Annotated in this window: 18 protein-coding genes and 1 pseudogene; 8 read left to right on the forward strand and 11 right to left on the reverse strand. The window is 68.9% G+C overall.

Annotated elements, in window-relative coordinates; translation table 11 throughout:
* Positions 1 to 11: 11 nt before the first annotated feature.
* From ACLM5J_RS11985 to ACLM5J_RS12005, 5 genes and pseudogenes are all read right to left on the reverse strand, one after another.
* Positions 12 to 530, reverse strand: a complete 519-nt coding sequence (locus tag ACLM5J_RS11985; RefSeq protein ID WP_413656643.1) for an RDD family protein — start codon at positions 528 to 530, stop codon at positions 12 to 14.
* A 112-nt stretch (positions 531 to 642) separates the two neighbouring features.
* Entirely contained in the window at positions 643 to 774 is a 132-nt protein-coding gene (locus ACLM5J_RS11990; RefSeq protein WP_413656750.1) for a hypothetical protein, read from the reverse strand.
* Between the two features lie 35 nt (positions 775 to 809).
* A pseudogene (locus ACLM5J_RS11995) lies at positions 810 to 1,085 on the reverse strand (RDD family protein); the annotation flags it as partial.
* Positions 1,086 to 1,168: 83 nt separating this feature from the next.
* Positions 1,169 to 1,522 carry a hypothetical protein gene (locus ACLM5J_RS12000; RefSeq protein ID WP_413656644.1) on the reverse strand — a complete coding sequence of 118 codons (354 nt, stop codon included), beginning with the start codon at positions 1,520 to 1,522 and terminating at the stop codon, positions 1,169 to 1,171.
* Between the two features lie 9 nt (positions 1,523 to 1,531).
* On the reverse strand, positions 1,532 to 2,482 hold the full coding sequence (locus tag ACLM5J_RS12005) for an alpha/beta hydrolase (RefSeq protein WP_413656645.1): 951 nt from the start codon (positions 2,480 to 2,482) through the stop codon (positions 1,532 to 1,534).
* 117 nt (positions 2,483 to 2,599) lie between these two features.
* Between ACLM5J_RS12005 and ACLM5J_RS12010 the strand changes: the two genes are divergently transcribed.
* Together ACLM5J_RS12010 and ACLM5J_RS12015 are read left to right on the forward strand one after the other, a co-directional pair.
* Positions 2,600 to 3,772 carry an LLM class flavin-dependent oxidoreductase gene (locus tag ACLM5J_RS12010; protein ID WP_413656646.1) on the forward strand — a complete coding sequence of 391 codons (1,173 nt, stop codon included), beginning with the start codon at positions 2,600 to 2,602 and terminating at the stop codon, positions 3,770 to 3,772.
* 25 nt (positions 3,773 to 3,797) lie between these two features.
* The gene (locus ACLM5J_RS12015; protein ID WP_413656647.1) at positions 3,798 to 4,403 is read left to right on the forward strand and encodes an FMN reductase; all 606 of its coding nucleotides are present in this window, start codon (positions 3,798 to 3,800) and stop codon (positions 4,401 to 4,403) included.
* An 88-nt stretch (positions 4,404 to 4,491) separates the two neighbouring features.
* On the opposite strand, the gene ACLM5J_RS12020 is transcribed toward ACLM5J_RS12015, so the two are convergent.
* Complete coding sequence (locus tag ACLM5J_RS12020; RefSeq protein ID WP_413656648.1) at positions 4,492 to 5,013, reverse strand: YbhB/YbcL family Raf kinase inhibitor-like protein; 522 nt, start codon at positions 5,011 to 5,013, stop codon at positions 4,492 to 4,494.
* 67 nt (positions 5,014 to 5,080) lie between these two features.
* Between ACLM5J_RS12020 and cobT the strand changes: the two genes are divergently transcribed.
* Genes cobT through ACLM5J_RS12035 form a run of 3 tightly spaced genes read left to right on the forward strand, consistent with a single transcriptional unit; the run spans position 5,081 to position 8,193 of the window.
* Positions 5,081 to 6,139 carry a nicotinate-nucleotide--dimethylbenzimidazole phosphoribosyltransferase gene (cobT, locus tag ACLM5J_RS12025; RefSeq protein ID WP_413656649.1) on the forward strand — a complete coding sequence of 353 codons (1,059 nt, stop codon included), beginning with the start codon at positions 5,081 to 5,083 and terminating at the stop codon, positions 6,137 to 6,139.
* Entirely contained in the window at positions 6,136 to 7,371 is a 1,236-nt protein-coding gene (gene cobA / locus ACLM5J_RS12030) for a uroporphyrinogen-III C-methyltransferase (RefSeq protein ID WP_413656650.1), read from the forward strand. The genes cobT and cobA overlap by 4 nt, the downstream gene beginning before the upstream one ends.
* Positions 7,372 to 7,374: 3 nt before the next feature.
* Positions 7,375 to 8,193, forward strand: a complete 819-nt coding sequence (locus ACLM5J_RS12035) for a TrmH family RNA methyltransferase (protein WP_413656651.1) — start codon at positions 7,375 to 7,377, stop codon at positions 8,191 to 8,193.
* Between the two features lie 94 nt (positions 8,194 to 8,287).
* Here the strand turns inward: ACLM5J_RS12035 and def are convergent, their stop codons facing one another.
* From def to ACLM5J_RS12050, 3 genes are all read right to left on the reverse strand, one after another.
* Entirely contained in the window at positions 8,288 to 8,878 is a 591-nt protein-coding gene (def, locus tag ACLM5J_RS12040) for a peptide deformylase (protein ID WP_413656652.1), read from the reverse strand.
* A 32-nt stretch (positions 8,879 to 8,910) separates the two neighbouring features.
* A complete protein-coding gene (locus tag ACLM5J_RS12045) occupies positions 8,911 to 9,735 on the reverse strand; it encodes a hypothetical protein (protein WP_413656653.1) in 825 nt (274 codons plus the stop codon).
* Between the two features lie 76 nt (positions 9,736 to 9,811).
* On the reverse strand, positions 9,812 to 10,426 hold the full coding sequence (locus ACLM5J_RS12050) for a hypothetical protein (RefSeq protein ID WP_413656654.1): 615 nt from the start codon (positions 10,424 to 10,426) through the stop codon (positions 9,812 to 9,814).
* A 116-nt stretch (positions 10,427 to 10,542) separates the two neighbouring features.
* Here ACLM5J_RS12050 and ACLM5J_RS12055 point away from each other — a divergent pair, with 116 nt between their 5' ends.
* Both ACLM5J_RS12055 and ACLM5J_RS12060 read left to right on the forward strand, forming a co-directional pair.
* Entirely contained in the window at positions 10,543 to 11,919 is a 1,377-nt protein-coding gene (locus ACLM5J_RS12055) for an acyl-CoA dehydrogenase family protein (RefSeq protein ID WP_413656655.1), read from the forward strand.
* Positions 11,920 to 11,948: 29 nt separating this feature from the next.
* Positions 11,949 to 13,160 (forward strand): acyl-CoA dehydrogenase family protein, encoded by a 1,212-nt coding sequence (locus ACLM5J_RS12060; RefSeq protein WP_413656656.1) that lies wholly within the window; start codon positions 11,949 to 11,951, stop codon positions 13,158 to 13,160.
* 78 nt (positions 13,161 to 13,238) lie between these two features.
* Here ACLM5J_RS12060 and ACLM5J_RS12065 read toward each other — a convergent pair whose 3' ends face one another.
* Positions 13,239 to 13,526 (reverse strand): YiaA/YiaB family inner membrane protein, encoded by a 288-nt coding sequence (locus ACLM5J_RS12065; RefSeq protein ID WP_413656657.1) that lies wholly within the window; start codon positions 13,524 to 13,526, stop codon positions 13,239 to 13,241.
* Positions 13,527 to 13,647: 121 nt separating this feature from the next.
* Between ACLM5J_RS12065 and ACLM5J_RS12070 the strand changes: the two genes are divergently transcribed.
* Positions 13,648 to 14,229, forward strand: coding sequence for a hypothetical protein (locus ACLM5J_RS12070; protein WP_413656658.1), 582 nt, complete (start codon positions 13,648 to 13,650; stop codon positions 14,227 to 14,229).
* Here the strand turns inward: ACLM5J_RS12070 and galK are convergent.
* Entirely contained in the window at positions 14,226 to 15,392 is a 1,167-nt protein-coding gene (gene galK, locus ACLM5J_RS12075; RefSeq protein WP_413656659.1) for a galactokinase, read from the reverse strand. The two genes, ACLM5J_RS12070 and galK, sit on opposite strands and share 4 nt — an antisense overlap.
* Between the last annotated feature and the right edge of the window lie 5 nt (positions 15,393 to 15,397).

The raw sequence follows: 15,397 nt of genomic DNA on the forward strand, positions 1-15,397 counted from the left end.
CAGGTGGGCGCTCAGCCGACCTTGATCACCCGCGTGCCGCCGGCGAACTTGTCGTGCCAGCCTCGACCCAGGGGGTCGGAGCTGATGGTGACTGCGATGGCGATCATGCCGACGAACGCGGCCAGATTGGCAAGGATGCCGAGGATCGGGACCCAGCCGACGAAGTAGGTGGCGTTGAAGATGTTCCGCTTGAGGACCTCTTCGGTGGTGGGGTTGCCACCCGCGGCGCCGACGGTGCGGAGCTTCATGACCTGCTTGCCGATGGTGGCGCCGCGGCTGGTCTCGAAGTGCACGTAGTAGGCGAAGTAGGCGACGCCGATCAGGACCATGTAGAGCAGCGTGCCGAGCAGGTTGTCCCAGAGACCGAGCACGGCCAGCACGATGCCCATCACGATGGCGACCGGGATCACCACGATCAGACCGTCGATGAACCGGGCGACGAAGCGCTCCAGGACCGATCCGGCAACTGGGCCGGCGGGCGGCTGGTTCGCTTCGGGGTACGGCGGCGGGTAGGGAGGTTGGGCAGACATCGTTTCTCCTCGGGTGGTGTCGTCACGACGTATCGAACGACTTCTTTCCCCGAGCGTAGGCGAGTAAAACCACCAAAGAGGACAAACCGTTGACGTCTGCGCCAGCGCTACCTCAGCCGACCTTGATCACCCGCGTGCCGCCGGCGATCTTGTCGTGCCAGCCGCGTCCCAGCGGGTCGGTGCTGATCGTGACCGCGACCGCAATGACGGAAGCGAGACCGAACAGGTTGAGCAACGAGCCCACAGCCGGGATCCAGCCGAGGAACAAGGCAACGTCGAAAGGTTGCGGCGGAGCGCCTCCTCAGCGGTGGGGTTGGCGCCGGTCGGGCCGAGGGTCCGCAGCCCCATCACGCGCTTGCCGATGGTGGCACCACGGGTGCTCTCGAAGTAGACGTAGTAGCCGAGGAGCGCGGCGATGGACGTCGCACTGAGGACGAATGCGGCTAGCACTCCGAGGAAGACCTGGAGAACTCCCAACACGATGCCTAGGACCAGGCCGACCGGGATGCCGACGATCAGTCCATCGATGAGGCGCGCGGCGAGCCGTGCGAGCACCGACCCTGCGGCGGTGGCAGGCGGCTGCTGGGCCGAGGGGAAGCGGAGGTTGCGCTGACATCGATTCGTCCTCCAGCGCTACCTCAGCGGCGCAGGCCGATGATCCCGGCGACGATCGCCAGGATGGCGGGCCCGACGAGGAAGGCGGAGGTCGACTTCGCCACCGAACCGTCGCGACCGGCCAGTGCGCCGGCAGCTGCATCGGCGGCGTCGATCGCGATGCCACCGACGACGATCGGGGTGCGCAGGCGGGCCGGGGCGGCGAGGGTGATCACGCCGAGGGCGACCTCGCGGGAGCCGAACATCCGCGACATGTAGCCGAGCTGGGGGTTGCTCGACGCATCGAGCCGGAAGAGCTTGGCCGACAGGGCGGGGGAGGCGAGGGCGACCAGCCCGATCACAATGCGGGCGACGGAGAGACCGGCAACAGGGTTCATGGCGCGACCCTACTGATACGCGCGGGTCCAGCGCTCCAATTCGTCGAAAGCCACAGCCCGGGCCTCGGCACGTGAGAGCCAGACGTCGTGGCGCGCGTCAGGGATCGCCACGCTGGTGATGTGGGTACCCAGGGCCGGCACCCAACGACGGATCTGTTCGACGTCCAGGACGATGTCACTGGTGTGTACCTCCTCGCCCATCTCGGACGGCGTCGCGGAGCGGAGCGAGGAGAGCACCAGGATCGGGAGCCGCAGGGAGAGGCCGCGGTGGATCTGGGCGTGGCCGGACCGGATCGCGCGGAGCCAGCCCGCGTGGACCGGCCAGGACTCCAGCGGTTTCCAATCCAGATTGAACTCGAACTCGCCGTCGTAGTCGCGGTGCAGGCTGCGGGCGTAGAGGCCGCTGACGGAGCGCGGGATCTGCCGCATCGGTTGGCGGGAGCCGAGCTGTTTGATCACGGTGGTGCCGATCGTCCGCATCCACCACGGTCCCTGCATGTCGAGCCACGGCGAGTTCAGCACCATGCCGGTGGGGTCGTAGGTCCGGGCCTGTAGCCACAGCGGAACGGTGAGGCCGCCGGTCGAGTGGGCGGAGAGGACGACCTTCTCGTGCTTGCTCCGTACGATCCGCCAGGCGGCGTCGAGCTCGGGGAAGTACTCGGCCAGGTCGGCGACGTAGTTCGCGGTCTGGTGCGACAGCAGGGAGCGTCCGTACTTGCGCAGGTCGAGTGCGTAGAAGTCCCAGCCGCGCTCGACCCACCAGTCGGCGTGCGGGGTCTGGAAGAAGTAGTCGGCGAAGCCGTGCACATGCAGGACCGCTCCCTGCGAGGTGCCGGTCTGACGGCGGCGGTGGACCAGGGTGGCGACGACCGGCCCTTCAGCGTCGTCCGGCAGGGGCAGAACGGTCTGCGTGTAGTCAGCGCCGAGCGGATCGGTCTGGGTGACGGCTCCAGAGGTCATGGGTCGATTGTGGCAAACCTCGGCGATTTCGGGTGGTTGTCGGGCCTGGGAATACTCGGTGGTGGTTCGCCGTTTGGCTAGGTGATTCGGTTTTCAACTACTTCAGGAGTGGTCAGGATGCAGCTCGGAATCTTCACCGTCGGCGACGTGACGACCGACCCCACCACGGGTCACACGCCGAGCGAGAACGAGCGGATCAAGGCGACCGTCGCGATCGCCAAGAAGGCCGAAGAGGTCGGCATGGACGTGATGGCCTTCGGTCAGCACCACAACCCGCCGTTCGCCGCCTCGTCGCCCACCACCACGATGGCGTTCGTCGCCGCGCAGACCGAGAAGCTGTTGCTCTCCACGGCCACCACCCTGATCACCACCACCGACCCGGTGCGGATCGCTGAGGACTACGCCCAGCTCCAGCACCTGGCCGACGGTCGTGTCGACCTCACCCTCGGTCGCGGGAACACCGGCCCGGTCTACCCGTGGTTCGGCAAGGACATCCGTGACGGGATCGCGCTCGCAGTGGAGAACTACGCGCTGCTGCGTCGGCTCTGGAACGAGGACGTGGTCAACTGGGAAGGCAAGTTCCGCACACCGTTGCAGGGCTTCACCGCCACGCCCCGGCCGCTCGACGGCGTCGCGCCGTTCGTCTGGCACGGGTCGATCCGGAGCCCCGAGATCGCCGAGCAGGCGGCCTACTACGGTGACGGCTTCTTCCACAACCACATCTTCTGGCCGGCGTCGCACACCAAGCAGATGGTCGAGCTCTACCGTCGTCGCTTCGCCCACTACGGGCACGGCACGCCGGAGCAGGCGATCGTCGGCCTCGGTGGCCAGGTCTTCGTCGGCAAGAACAGCCAGGACGCCGTCAACCGGTTCCGGCCGTACTTCGACAAGGCTCCGGTCTACGGGCACGGCCCGTCGTTGGAGGAGTTCATGGAGGCGACCCCGTTGACCGTCGGTTCGCCGCAGCAGATCATCGAGCGCACCTTGTCGTTCCGCGACTACGTCGGTGACTACCAGCGCCAGCTGTTCCTGATCGACCACGCGGGTCTGCCGCTGAAGACGGTCCTGGAGCAGATGGACATCCTCGGTGAAGAGGTCTTCCCGGTGCTGCGCAAGGAGTTCGACGCCCTGCGTCCGGCGAACGTGCCCGAGGCGCCGACCCACGCGTCGCTGGTCGCGGCGGCAGGCGGCCCCAAGGACTCGACCGTGCACGCTGCCGCCGACGACGTCACCGGACAGTCGCCGCACGCCGTCTCCCGGATCAACCCCGCAGCCCTGGTTCAGGACTGACCCACCCACGTGAAAGGAGACGATGATGCAGATCGTCGTCATCACTGCCGGACTCTCGGACCCGTCGTCGACCCGGCTGCTGGCCGATCAGCTCGCCGACGCCGCGGTGGCCCAGCTCGGTGAGCGGGGTGAGCGCGCCGAGGTCGAGGTGATCGAGCTCCGGCCGCTGGCCCACCTGCTCGCCGACAACCTGACCACCGGTTTTGCCACCGGTGCGCTCGCCGAGGCGATCGCCAAGGTGGAGCAGGCCGACGCGCTGATCGCGGTGACCCCGGTCTTCACCGCCTCCTACAGCGGCCTGTTCAAGACGTTCTTCGACGTCTTGGACAAGGACGCCCTGGTCGGAGTACCGGTACAGATCGCGGCGACCGCCGGCACCGCGCGGCACTCGTTGGTGTTGGAGCACGCGGTTCGGCCGCTCTTCGCCTACCTGCGGGCCATCGTCCTGCCGACCGCTGTCTTCGCAGCGACCGAGGACTTCGGCAGCAACGCCGACGGTCAGTTGGCCCAGCGGGTCGCCCGGGCCGGCGCGGAACTGGCCGACCTGTTGGTCGGCGGCGCGCGGCGCCGGGTGGTCCGCGACGAGTTCGCAGACCCGACGCCGTTCGAGGAGCTGCTGCACTCCGCCTGATCTCGGCAAGCTCGATCAACGGTGGCCCCGGTGGTCGAGCTTGATCCGGGTAGTCGAGCATGGCCCGGTGGTCGAGCTTGTCGAGACCTCAGTGTTGGTAGGTCCCGTGCAGGATCGCGCGACCCAGCGTCTTGAACGCGAGGTTGAAGGAGACCACGGCGGGGGAGGCGTCGGCGTCGACGCCGAGCGACTCCTCACCGACCGCGTGCACCACGAAGAAGTAGCGGTGCACCTGGTCGCCCTGCGGCGGAGCTGCGCCCATGAAACCGGCGGCGCCGCCGTCGTGGCGGACGTGGAAGGCGGCCCCGGGCAGGGCTGCAGCTGCGGCGCCGGTCTCCAGTGAGGTGACATCGGCGGGCAGGTCCACCAGGACCCAGTGCCAGAAGCCGCTCGGGGTCGGCGCGTCCGGATCGAAACAGGTCACCACGTAGGACTTGGTGCCTTCCGGCGCTCCGGACCAGGAGAGTTGCGGCGAGGTGTTCCCCAGCGCCGCCACCTGGTCGTCCTTGAGCGGCTGACCATCGGTGACGTCGGTGCTGGTCACGGTGAAGGACGGCCGCGCCGGCAGTAGGTCGTAGGGGTTGGGGGCGACTGGGCGCTTGATGCTCATAGGGCGAAGTTAGCCGTCCTGTGGATGCGGACCAACGTCCCGGGCCGGGTTGCGGGACAATAGCCGGGTGACTCCCTCGGATCTCCTTGCCCAGACCGTAACCGCGATCACGAGCCTCGACGCGGACGCTATGCGTGCCGCGCGGGAGCGCCAGGCGATCCTGACCAAGCCGGCCGGTTCGCTCGGCGTCCTGGAGGAGACCTCGGTGCGCCTCGCCGGCATCACCGGGCTCTGTCCTCCGCCGGTCCCGCAGAAGGTGGCGGTCGCGGTCTTCGCTGCCGACCACGGCGTGGTTGCCAGCGGAGTCACTCCCTGGCCGCAGAGCGTGACCACCTCGATGGTGGAGAACTTCCGGGCCGGTGGGGCGGCGGTCAACGTGCTCTCGCGCCAGATCGGTGCCGACGTCACGGTGATCGACATGGGCATGGTCGACGACGTCAAGGAGGACGCCGTGGTCCGGGTCCGCAAGGTGCGGCCCGGGACGGCTGACCTCGCGCACGGTCCGGCGATGACCCGCGACGAGGCCCTGCAGGCCCTCGGGACCGGTATCCGGATCGCCGAGGAGCTCGCCGAAGCCGGCTATGAGCTGATCGTCACCGGTGACATGGGTATCGGCAACACCACGGCGTCGGCCTGCCTGATCGCCCACTTCACCGGACTGCCCGCAGCCGAGATCACCGGCCGCGGCACCGGTATCGACGACGCGATGCTCAGTCACAAGACCACGATCGTGGCCGAGGCCGTGGCCCGGATCGCCGCCGACGCCGACCCGGTCGAGGTCCTTGCCGAGGTGGGCGGTCTGGAGCACGCCGGCCTGGCCGGCCTGATCCTGGGAGCCGCCGCCCGGAACATCCCAGTGGTGCTGGACGGCGTCATCGCCGGCTCGGCGAGCCTGGTGGCGCAGGCGCTCAGCCCGGAAGCCGTGAGCTACTGCCTGGCCGGGCACCGGAGCGTCGAACCCGGCCACACCGCAGCGCTCGCGGCACTCGGCCTGCGCCCGCTGGTCGAGCTGGACCTGCGCCTCGGCGAGGGTAGTGGTGCGGTACTCGCCGTCCCGCTGATCCGCTCCGCCGCCGCGATCCTGGCGGAGATGGCGACCTTCGCGGATGCGGGGATCGAAGCGTGAACGACGAGTCGGACCACGTCGTCACCTATCCGGTCGGCCTCCGCCTGGCCGGGCGGAAGGTGGTCGTCGTCGGTGGTGGGCACGTCGCTCAGCGGCGGGTGCCGAGCCTGATCGCCGCCGGAGCGCTGGTGCACCTGGTCTCGCCGCAGGTGACTCCGGCGCTCGAAGGGATGAAGGACGAACTCACGCTGGTCCTGCGCGGGTTCCAGCCCGCCGACCTCGACGAGGCCTGGTATGTGATCGCCGCCACCGATGACGCGGTCACCAACGCTGCGGTCGCCAGTGCGGCTGAGGAGCGGCGGATCTTCTGTGTTCGCAGCGACGACGCCTCACAGGCAACGGCATGGACCCCGGCTGTGGGCCGACACGGCAGTGCGACGGTCGCCGTCCTGGGCAACCGCGAGCCGCGCCGATCGGTGCAACTGCGCGACGAGATCATGCATCTGCTCCGTGAAGGCGTGATCAGCCTCGAGCACGACCGCACCCCCGGCGTCGTGCTGGTCGGCGGCGGGCCCGGCGACCCGGAGCTGGTCACCATTGCCGCCCGCCATGCGCTGGCCTCGGCCGACGTGGTGGTGGCCGACCGGTTGGCGCCCCGCGAACTCCTCGACGAGCTCGGCCCCGACGTCGAGCTGATCGATGTGGCCAAGTTGCCGCGCGGGCGGTCCGCGGCCCAGGAATTCATCAACGAAGTGATCGTCGAACGTGCCCTGGCCGGGAAACGCGTGGTCCGGTTCAAGGGCGGCGACAACTTCGTCTACGGACGTGGCTACGAAGAGGTGATCGCCTGTCGCGCCGCCGGGGTTCCGGTCAGCGTGGTGCCCGGCATCACCTCCTCCATCGCGGTTCCGGCCCGGGCCGGTATCCCGGTCACCCATCGCGGCGTCACCCACGAGTTCACCGTGGTCTCGGGGCACCTGCCACCGGGTCACCCCGAGTCGTTGGTCGCCTGGGATGCGTTGGCCAAGATGCGTGGCACCGTCGTGCTGATGATGGCTGTCGAGAACGCTCCGGCGATCGCCGACGCCTTGGTCGCCGGTGGCCGGCCGGCATCGACGCCGACCGCCGTCATCCAGGACGGGACGATGCCTGGCGAACGCACCGTGTTGACGACCCTGGGCGAGTTGGCGGAGACGATCACTGCAGAGGGCCTTCGCCCGCCGGCGATCATCGTCGTCGGCGACGTGGTGGCCGTGGCGCATCCGGAGCGTTATCCGAGCGCCGGGCTCTGACTCGTGGCTGAACTGATCGAGATCACCGACCCCGACGACCCCCGCCTCGCCGACTACCGGGACCTGCGCGACGTCCAGTTGCGCCGGTTGCTTGAGGCCGAGCACGGGCTCTTCCTTGCCGAGGGGGAGAAGGTGGTCCGGCGAGCGCTCGAGGGCGGGTTCGCGCCGCGCTCCTTCCTGATGGCGGAACGGTGGTTGGAGGGGCTCGACGACGTCCTCGCCGGGACGGACGCGCCCTGTTACATACTCAGCGAGAAGCTGGCCGAACAGGTCACCGGCTTCCACGTGCATCGCGGCGCTCTGGCGTCGCTGCATCGGCGTCCGCTGCCCAGTGTGGCCGAGGTCATCGACGGGGCCCGTTCGGTCCTGGTGCTGGAGGACATCGTCGACCACACCAACGTCGGCGCGATCTTTCGCAGCGGTGCGGCGATGGGGTTCGACGCGGTGCTGCTCTCGCCGCGCTGCGCAGACCCGTTCTACCGGCGTTCGATCAAGGTGGCGATGGGGGCGGTCTTCGCGCTGCCCTGGACCCGGCTCCCCGAGTGGCGCGGCGCGCTGCCGGAGCTGTCAGCGGCCGGGTTCACCACGATCGCGCTCACGCTCGCCGACGACGCCGTCCCGATCGAGGATGCGGTGCAGGGACTGGAGAAGGTCGCGCTGGTGCTCGGCTCCGAAGGGCCGGGCATCTCCCCGCGCTGGCAGGCCGAGGCCGACCGGCGAGCGGTGATCCCGATGCGTGAGGGGATCGACTCGCTCAACGTCGCTGCCGCCAGCGCGGTGGCCTGCTACCTGACCACGCGCGCATTGGAGAGCAACGCCTGACGGTTGGGCGCGTATGCCTGACGGTTCGCGCCGTATGCCTGACGGTTCGGCGCGTATGCCTGACGGTTCGGCGCGTATGCCTGACGGTTCGGGGTTAGGCGGGCCAGTCGGCGGGGTACTCGTCGGCCAGTTTGTCGTGCTGCTTCTGCAGCTTCTTGCGGGCCTTGGCCGAGATCCGGTCGCCGAAGACGGTGCCGAGGGTGTGGTCGGTCTCGTGCTGGAGGCAGCGGGCGAGGAGTCCGTCTCCGGAGAAGGTGACCGGCTGTCCGTCGATGCCGAAGCCGTGCACGGTTGCGTAGTCGGGGCGGGCGCACTCCACGAAGGCACCGGGGAAAGAGAGGCAACCCTCGTCGTCGGCGTCGAGGTGGCGGTCCTTGCCCTCGGGGAGGGTGAGCACCGGGTTGCAGACGACGCCCTGGACCCGCAGGCCCTCGGCGTCTGGGCAGTCGAAGACGAAGACGGCCAGGTCCACGCCGATCTGGCAGGCGGCGAGGCCGACGCCGTCGGCGGCGTACATGGTGGCGACCATGTCGGCGACCAACGAGGCGAGGTCGGCGTCGAAGGAGGTGACCTTCTGCTGCGGTGCGTGCATCACCGGGGTACCCCACCGGGTCATCGGGCGGGCGGTGCCGCCGGAAGGCAGCGGGCCGTAGGGCGAGAACGGGGTGGGTTCCGAGGTGGACATAGTGACCGATCCTAGGCGGTGCCCGGTGGTACTCAGTCGGTGTGGTCGTCGATCACCTGTTGGTAGGTGGCGTGCTGCTCCACCCGCTGAGCCGCCTGGTCGCGGTGCGCCTGGCTCTGCTGGCAGAGCAGCGCGTGGACCAGGCGGGTGCGGTGGGCGACGAGCTCGATCACCATCGCCCGTTCGGCCGGGGTGGCGGGCTCCGCGATCAGGTTGCCGTGGGCGTCGATCAACCGGCTGGTGTCGGCGACAGCTTCAGCGGACTCGACGGTCAGGGCGAGCCCCTGGATGACGGCGAGATGGCGTTCGGCAGCGAGCATCGCATCGGGTTGGACCAGCAGGGACGACTGCTGCACCAGGAGGGCTTGGGACCGGGCGGTGAGGGCTGCGACGCCGCCCACGGTGAAGCTCCGGTCCCGGCGGCGGGCGTGCGGTCGCCAGGCCCATCCGGAGAGCAGTCCGGTCGCACCGACGATGCCGACGACGGCGATCGCCTCCAGTGCGATCGGTGCCGATCCGGCGACGACGACCGCGGTCCCTGCGGCGGAGGTCCCCGCCGTCGCGTAGGTGGCGACGGGATGGACCCGGAGGCGTTCCCGACGCTCGACCACGGCGGGCAGGGTGGCCGGCTGAGCCAGTGTCTCGGTGGTGGTCGCCCACTGCCGACCGAGGTGGAGTAGGGCATCCCCGACACCAGACGGGTCGTCGAGGACAGCATCCGGGCCGATCTCGACGAGCGCCTCCAGGAACTCCGGCAGCGGAGCAGGGCGACGGCGACGTACGCGGTCGAGCAGACCGCTGTCGAGCAGCATCGTCCACGCAGCACTGGCTGCTCGGCCGGCCCGTTCACCGCGCACTCCTCAGACCTCCTCCGTCGGCTCCCACCGTATCCAAGGTGGCCGAACAGAGCCGATGGGATCCCAGGCGGCGAAGTCAGGGTGCCGGAAGTGTGGTGACCACGACGCGCAACTTCGTTAGGTTGATCTGGCTCGCATATCCACCGGACCCATCAGGCGTGGTGAACCGCAGGGTGAGGTAGTAGGCACCCGGGCCGGTGGCCCCGATGAACCAGCGGGTGTTGTAGATCGCACCGCTGCCGAGGCCGGGGGCCGGGTACCAAGAGTCCGCCGACTCGGCAGCCGTGTTGTAGAAGACCAGGAACGAAGACCGGTCCACCTCTTCCTTGGTGAGCCCGGTGAGCTGCACGGTGGTCGTGGTGGTGATCGTTCCGGGGGTGCCGTAGAACTCCCGTACCTTGGGGATCGCCAGTGTGGACTCTTTGATCTGGGCGCCGGTCAGGCTGTTGGGCCGGACCTTGCTTGCGGTGACGGCGCCCTTCTTCAGGTCGGTTGTCGTCACCTGGCCGTTGCCGATGTGCCGGGACTTGACCGCGTTCTTCTTGATCTGTGCCGAGCCGACCATGGAACCGGCTGCGTAGGCGGGAGCGATACCGAGGACGAGGGCTAACGCGAGGTAGCCGACGACGTGCCGTCGTAGGTGGGTGATCAATGCGCTGGTCACCCCGAGAAGAGCTCGGGTTCGGATCATCTTGACGACGCTAGAGGCAATTCGCGGCGAAGGCGACGAAATGCGCCTAGCGTTCGTGACCTGCGTCTCTTCGGAGTTCTGTGGCGCAATGTGTAACTCAGAGTTACATTTTCTCTATGTCCCTCCTCAAAGCAACCAAGGACGCCGTCTCACCCGGTGGCAAGTACGGGGTGAGCAAGAGCGAGTCCCGCGACCCCATCGGCCTGGCTGTGCTGGCCCTGAACAAGCTGGCCCAGAGTGAGTTGATCGACCGGATCGGCCTGCGCAAGCAGACCGAGCGGGGCGTCTTCAACGTCACCCGCAGCGGCTTCAAGGCTGCCGGTTCGGCGAGCCGCGCCTTCGCCCGCAAGGGGAAGAAGGACGTTGCCGGCGTGCGGGTGCCGGCCGCGAACCCGACCGGGATCTTCGACCTCACTCCCTCCGAGGACGAGCAGATGCTGGTCGACGTGGTCAGCGACTTCGCCGCCGAAGTTCTGCGGCCCGCCGCGGCCGAGGCCAACGAGGCGTGCGTCGCCCCCGCTGAGCTTCTCGCCGCCAGCCTGGAGATCGGGCTGCCGATCCTGGGCGTACCGGAGTCGCTCGGGGGCATCTCCGAGGAGCGTTCCGCGATGGCGGGAACCCTGGTTGCCGAAGCGCTGGCCAAGGGCGACATGGGCCTCGCGGTCGCCGCGCTGGCTCCCGGCTCGGTCGCCACCGCGCTGTCGTTGTGGGGCAGCGACCAACAGCAGGCCACCTACCTGCCGGAGTTCACCGGCGACGCCGTTCCGGCCGCGGCACTGGCGCTCAACGAGCCGACCGTGCTCTTCGACGTCCTCGACCCGAAGACCACCGCGGTCAAGGACGGCAGCGACTACCTACTGAACGGGACCAAGTCCTTGGTCGTCCGGGCAGCTGAGGCGGAACTCTTCGTCGTCGGTGCCCGGCTCAACGGCGCGAACGTGCTCTTCCTGCTGGAGTCCGGCAGTGAAGGCGTCACCGTCGAGGCCGACCCGTCGATGGGTGTCCGCGCAGCCAGCCTCGCGACGCTCCGCCTGGAGAACGTCCGGGTCAGCGCCGACGCCGTCCTCGGCAGCACCGACGGCAGTACCTACCTGGAGTGTGTCCGGCTCGCCCGCCTTGGTTGGTGCGCGCTCGCCGTCGGCACCGGCCAGGCAGTGCTGGAGTACGTGACCACCTACGTCAACGAGCGTCAGGCTTTCGGTGAGCCGATCAGCCACCGCCAGGCCGTCGCTTTCATGGTCGCCGACATGGCGATCGAGCTGCAGGCGATGCGTCTGTTGACCTACCGGGCCGCCTCGCGTGCCGCCCAGGGCAAGGATTTCAGCCGCGAGGTCGCGCTGGCCCGCAAGGCCTGTGCCGACAAGGGCATGCGGATCGGCCTCGACGGCGTCCAGCTGCTCGGTGGCCACGGCTTCGTCAAGGAACACCCGGTCGAGCGGTGGTACCGCGATCTGCGGGCCATCGGAGTGATGGAAGGAGGAGTCCTGGTCTGAGGCTCTGGCCTTAGACAGGAGACACCACCATGATCAATCTTGAGACTCCCAAGAAGCACCGCCAACTCATCGACCAGGCCCACCAGGTCGCGATGAACATGCTGCGCCCGATCTCGCGCAAGTACGACCAGGCCGAGCACTCCTACCCCAAGGAGCTCGACATGCTGGCCGCGATGATCGACGGGCTCGCCGACTCCGGCGCCTCCGAGGGTGCCGGCGCGACCGGCGTCCGCCGTGACGACAAGGCCGACGAGAAGGGCGTCAAGAACGGCGCGAACCTCGCCTCGGTGCAGTCCGTCGCCGAGATGTGCTGGGGCGACACGGGCCTCACCCTCGCGATGCCGCGTCAGGGCCTCGGCAACTCCGCGATCGCCTCGGTCGCCAACGACGAGCAGCTGAAGCGGTTCGAGGGCACCTGGGCATCGATGGCGATCACCGAGCCGTCGATGGGTTCGGACTCCGCCGCGCTGACCACCACCGCAGTCAAGGACGGCGACGAGTACGTCCTCAACGGCGAGAAGATCTTCGTCACTGCCGGCGACCGCTCCGACTCCGTCGTCGTCTGGGCCACCCTCGACAAGTCGCTCGGCCGGGCCGCGATCAAGTCCTTCGTGGTCACCAAGGGCACGCCCGGGCTGAAGGTGGAGCGGCTCGAGCACAAGCTCGGCATCCGCGCCTCCGACACTGCGGTGATCACCTTCACCGACTGCCGGGTGCCGGCCGAGAACCTGCTCGGCAGCCCCGACATCGATGTGAAGCAGGGCTTCGCCGGTGCGATGGCCACCTTCGACAACACCCGTCCGCTGGTCGCCGCGATGGCGGTCGGCTGTGCCCGGGCCGCCCTCGACCTGACCCGTGGCCTGCTCGAAGAGGCCGGTGTCGTCATCGACTACGACCGTCCGGCCCAGGTGCAGTCGGCGGCCGCCGCGAAGTTCCTCCAGTTGGAGTCCGACTGGGAAGGTGGCCGTCTGCTCACCCTGCAGGCCGCCTGGATGGCGGACAACCGGCAGCCCAACTCGCTGGAGGCCTCGATGGCCAAGGCGAAGGCGGGCCGGGTCGGTTCGGACGTCACCCTCAGCTGTGTCGAGCTGGCCGCCTCGGTCGGCTACAGCGAGACCGAGTTGTTGGAGAAGTGGGCCCGCGACTCCAAGATCCTCGACATCTTCGAGGGCACCCAGCAGATCCAGCAGCTGATCGTGGCACGCCGCGTGCTGGGTCTCTCCAGCGCCGAGCTCAAGTAGCTCAGGCACAAGCAACTGGCCCGGCCTCCAGGGGGGAAGCCGGGCCAGTCTTGATTTCAGTTGGCGGGGGAGTGCGGGTCATGCGACCTCGCGGAACGGGTCGTGCTCAGACAGGATCCGGTCGACGCGGGCCTGGTCGATCCGGGCATAGACGGCCTGGTTCTCCTGGGCATCGCGCACGCACTTGGCGAGGGTGAACGACGAGGTGGTCAGGAAGAGCGTGCCGAGCGCCAGGAAGGCGCGGATCCACGGGTCCACCGGGAGGTAGCAGACGGCGAGGACCATGGTCAGCAGCGCGATGCCGAAGGCGATCGCAGCCTGCAGGAAGAAGGCGTTGGTGTTCTTGGTGGGGATCGTGTTGGTCATGGTTACCAGCCTGGACGCTGGCAACGGCCAGCACAGTGGGCGAACTACCTGAATGCGGATGAGTAGCGGCACTCAGACCGATTTCCCCCAGCGGGGCCTGGATCTCTGATCGGATAGCGCCATGAGGTTGTACTCCGGACACGAGCCGCGCCGTCGCCGTCAGATCACCACCGACCTCCTGGTCGGCCTCTGGGTCGTCTTCTGGCTCTGGCAGGGATGGAGCATCGCCTCCTCGATCGACCAGGCCGCCGAACCGACCCGACGGGCCGAAGTGATCACCACCCGGATGGCCGAAGACCTGACATCGCTGAAGAGCCAGGTCGAGGCCGTCCCGCTGCTCGGCGGTTCGATGGGGTCGATCATCTTCACCATGACCCAGCGGGTCGAACAGTTGGCGGAGCTCAGCGCTGACGGCACCGAGACGGTCGAGGGAATGGCGTGGAAGGCCGGGCTCGGTGTGGCGTTGACGCCGAACGTGCTGATGCTGGCCACCTATCTGCCCCGCCGGGCGCGGTTCGTCCGTCGCGCCCGCGTCGAGGGTCCGCTCGATCCCGCCGTCTATGCCCTGCGGGCGATCACCACCCAGCCCACCGATCTGCTCAGGGAGTTGGTTGCAGACCCGGTAGGCGGCTGGCGCGCCGGTGACCCGGAGACGATCCGGGCCTTGGCCGAGTTCCAGGCGCGGTACGAGGGCGTGCGTTAACCCGCGTCGATCAGACCGGCACGTGGCGCCCCGCCACCGGTGTCCAGCAGTTTCAGGCCGTTCCAACCCCAGGCCTCCCACGCCGCGTCCAGCGCGGCGAGGACCCCTACGGCGTGTTCGTCCGGAACGAGCAGGACGGCGGCCCCACCGAAGCCCCCACCGGTCATCCGAGCACCGGCCGCTCCGGCGTCGAGGGCGGTGGTGACCAGCAGGTCGAGTTCGGGACAGCTCACCTCGAAGTCGTCGCGCAGGGAGAGGTGAGAGGCGGTCAGCAGGTCGCCGATGATCCCCAGGTCGCCGGCGGCCAAGGCGGCGACGGCGTCCCGGACCCGCTGGTTCTCGCTCAGCACGTGCCGCACACGACGGCGGAGCACGGGATCGCTCAACTCAGCTACGGCGTTTGGGTCCGCCTGGGAGAGGTGCTCGACGCCGAGCGCGGCAGCCGCCCGGTGGCACTCGTCGCGTCGCTCGGCATATCCACCGGCGGCGAGATCGTGGCGCACTCCACTGTCCACGACGAGCAGGCGGTAGCCACCCAGCCGCACCGGGACCGCTGTTGCGCCAGGAGTTCCAGCGTCGTCGGGTCGCCCGAAGTCCAGGAGCAGCGCGCCGTCGGCCGGGGCCAGCATCGCGATGGTCTGATCCAAACCCCCGGTCGGAGCACCGACCACCTCGCGCTCTGCCCGCATCGCGGCCGCAGCCAACCGCGGACGTCCGACATCAGTCACCAGGTCGGGACGGACGGCGCTCGCCACCGCGCAGGTGAGCGCCGCCGAGCTGGAGAGGCCGCTCCCGGCCGGAACCCGGGAGTCGATCAGCAGGTCGGCACCGCGCTGGATCCCCAACGCCCACAGGGTTCCGGTCACATAGCCCGCCCAGCCCTCCGCCGTCGGGAGGTCAGCCAGCGAGCCACTCCAGGTTCCGACCCCGAGGCTCTGGACCCGCACCTGGTCGTCGTCGCGCGGAGCGAAGGCCACGTACGTGGCGTGGGGAAGGGCCATCGGCAGACAGAGCCCGCCGTTGTAGTCGGTGTGCTCACCGATCAGATTGACCCGCCCCGGTGCCCTGGCGAGCTGGTGCGCCGGGTGTCCGTACCGGGCGACGAACTCGGTGCGCAGCGCCGCGGCGATCTGAGACGGCTCGCCGGGAGTGATCGCTTCCACGAGCG

Source organism: Nocardioides sp. Bht2 (assembly GCF_047308515.1).
In the GTDB taxonomy this organism is placed as follows: Bacteria; Actinomycetota; Actinomycetes; order Propionibacteriales; family Nocardioidaceae; genus Nocardioides.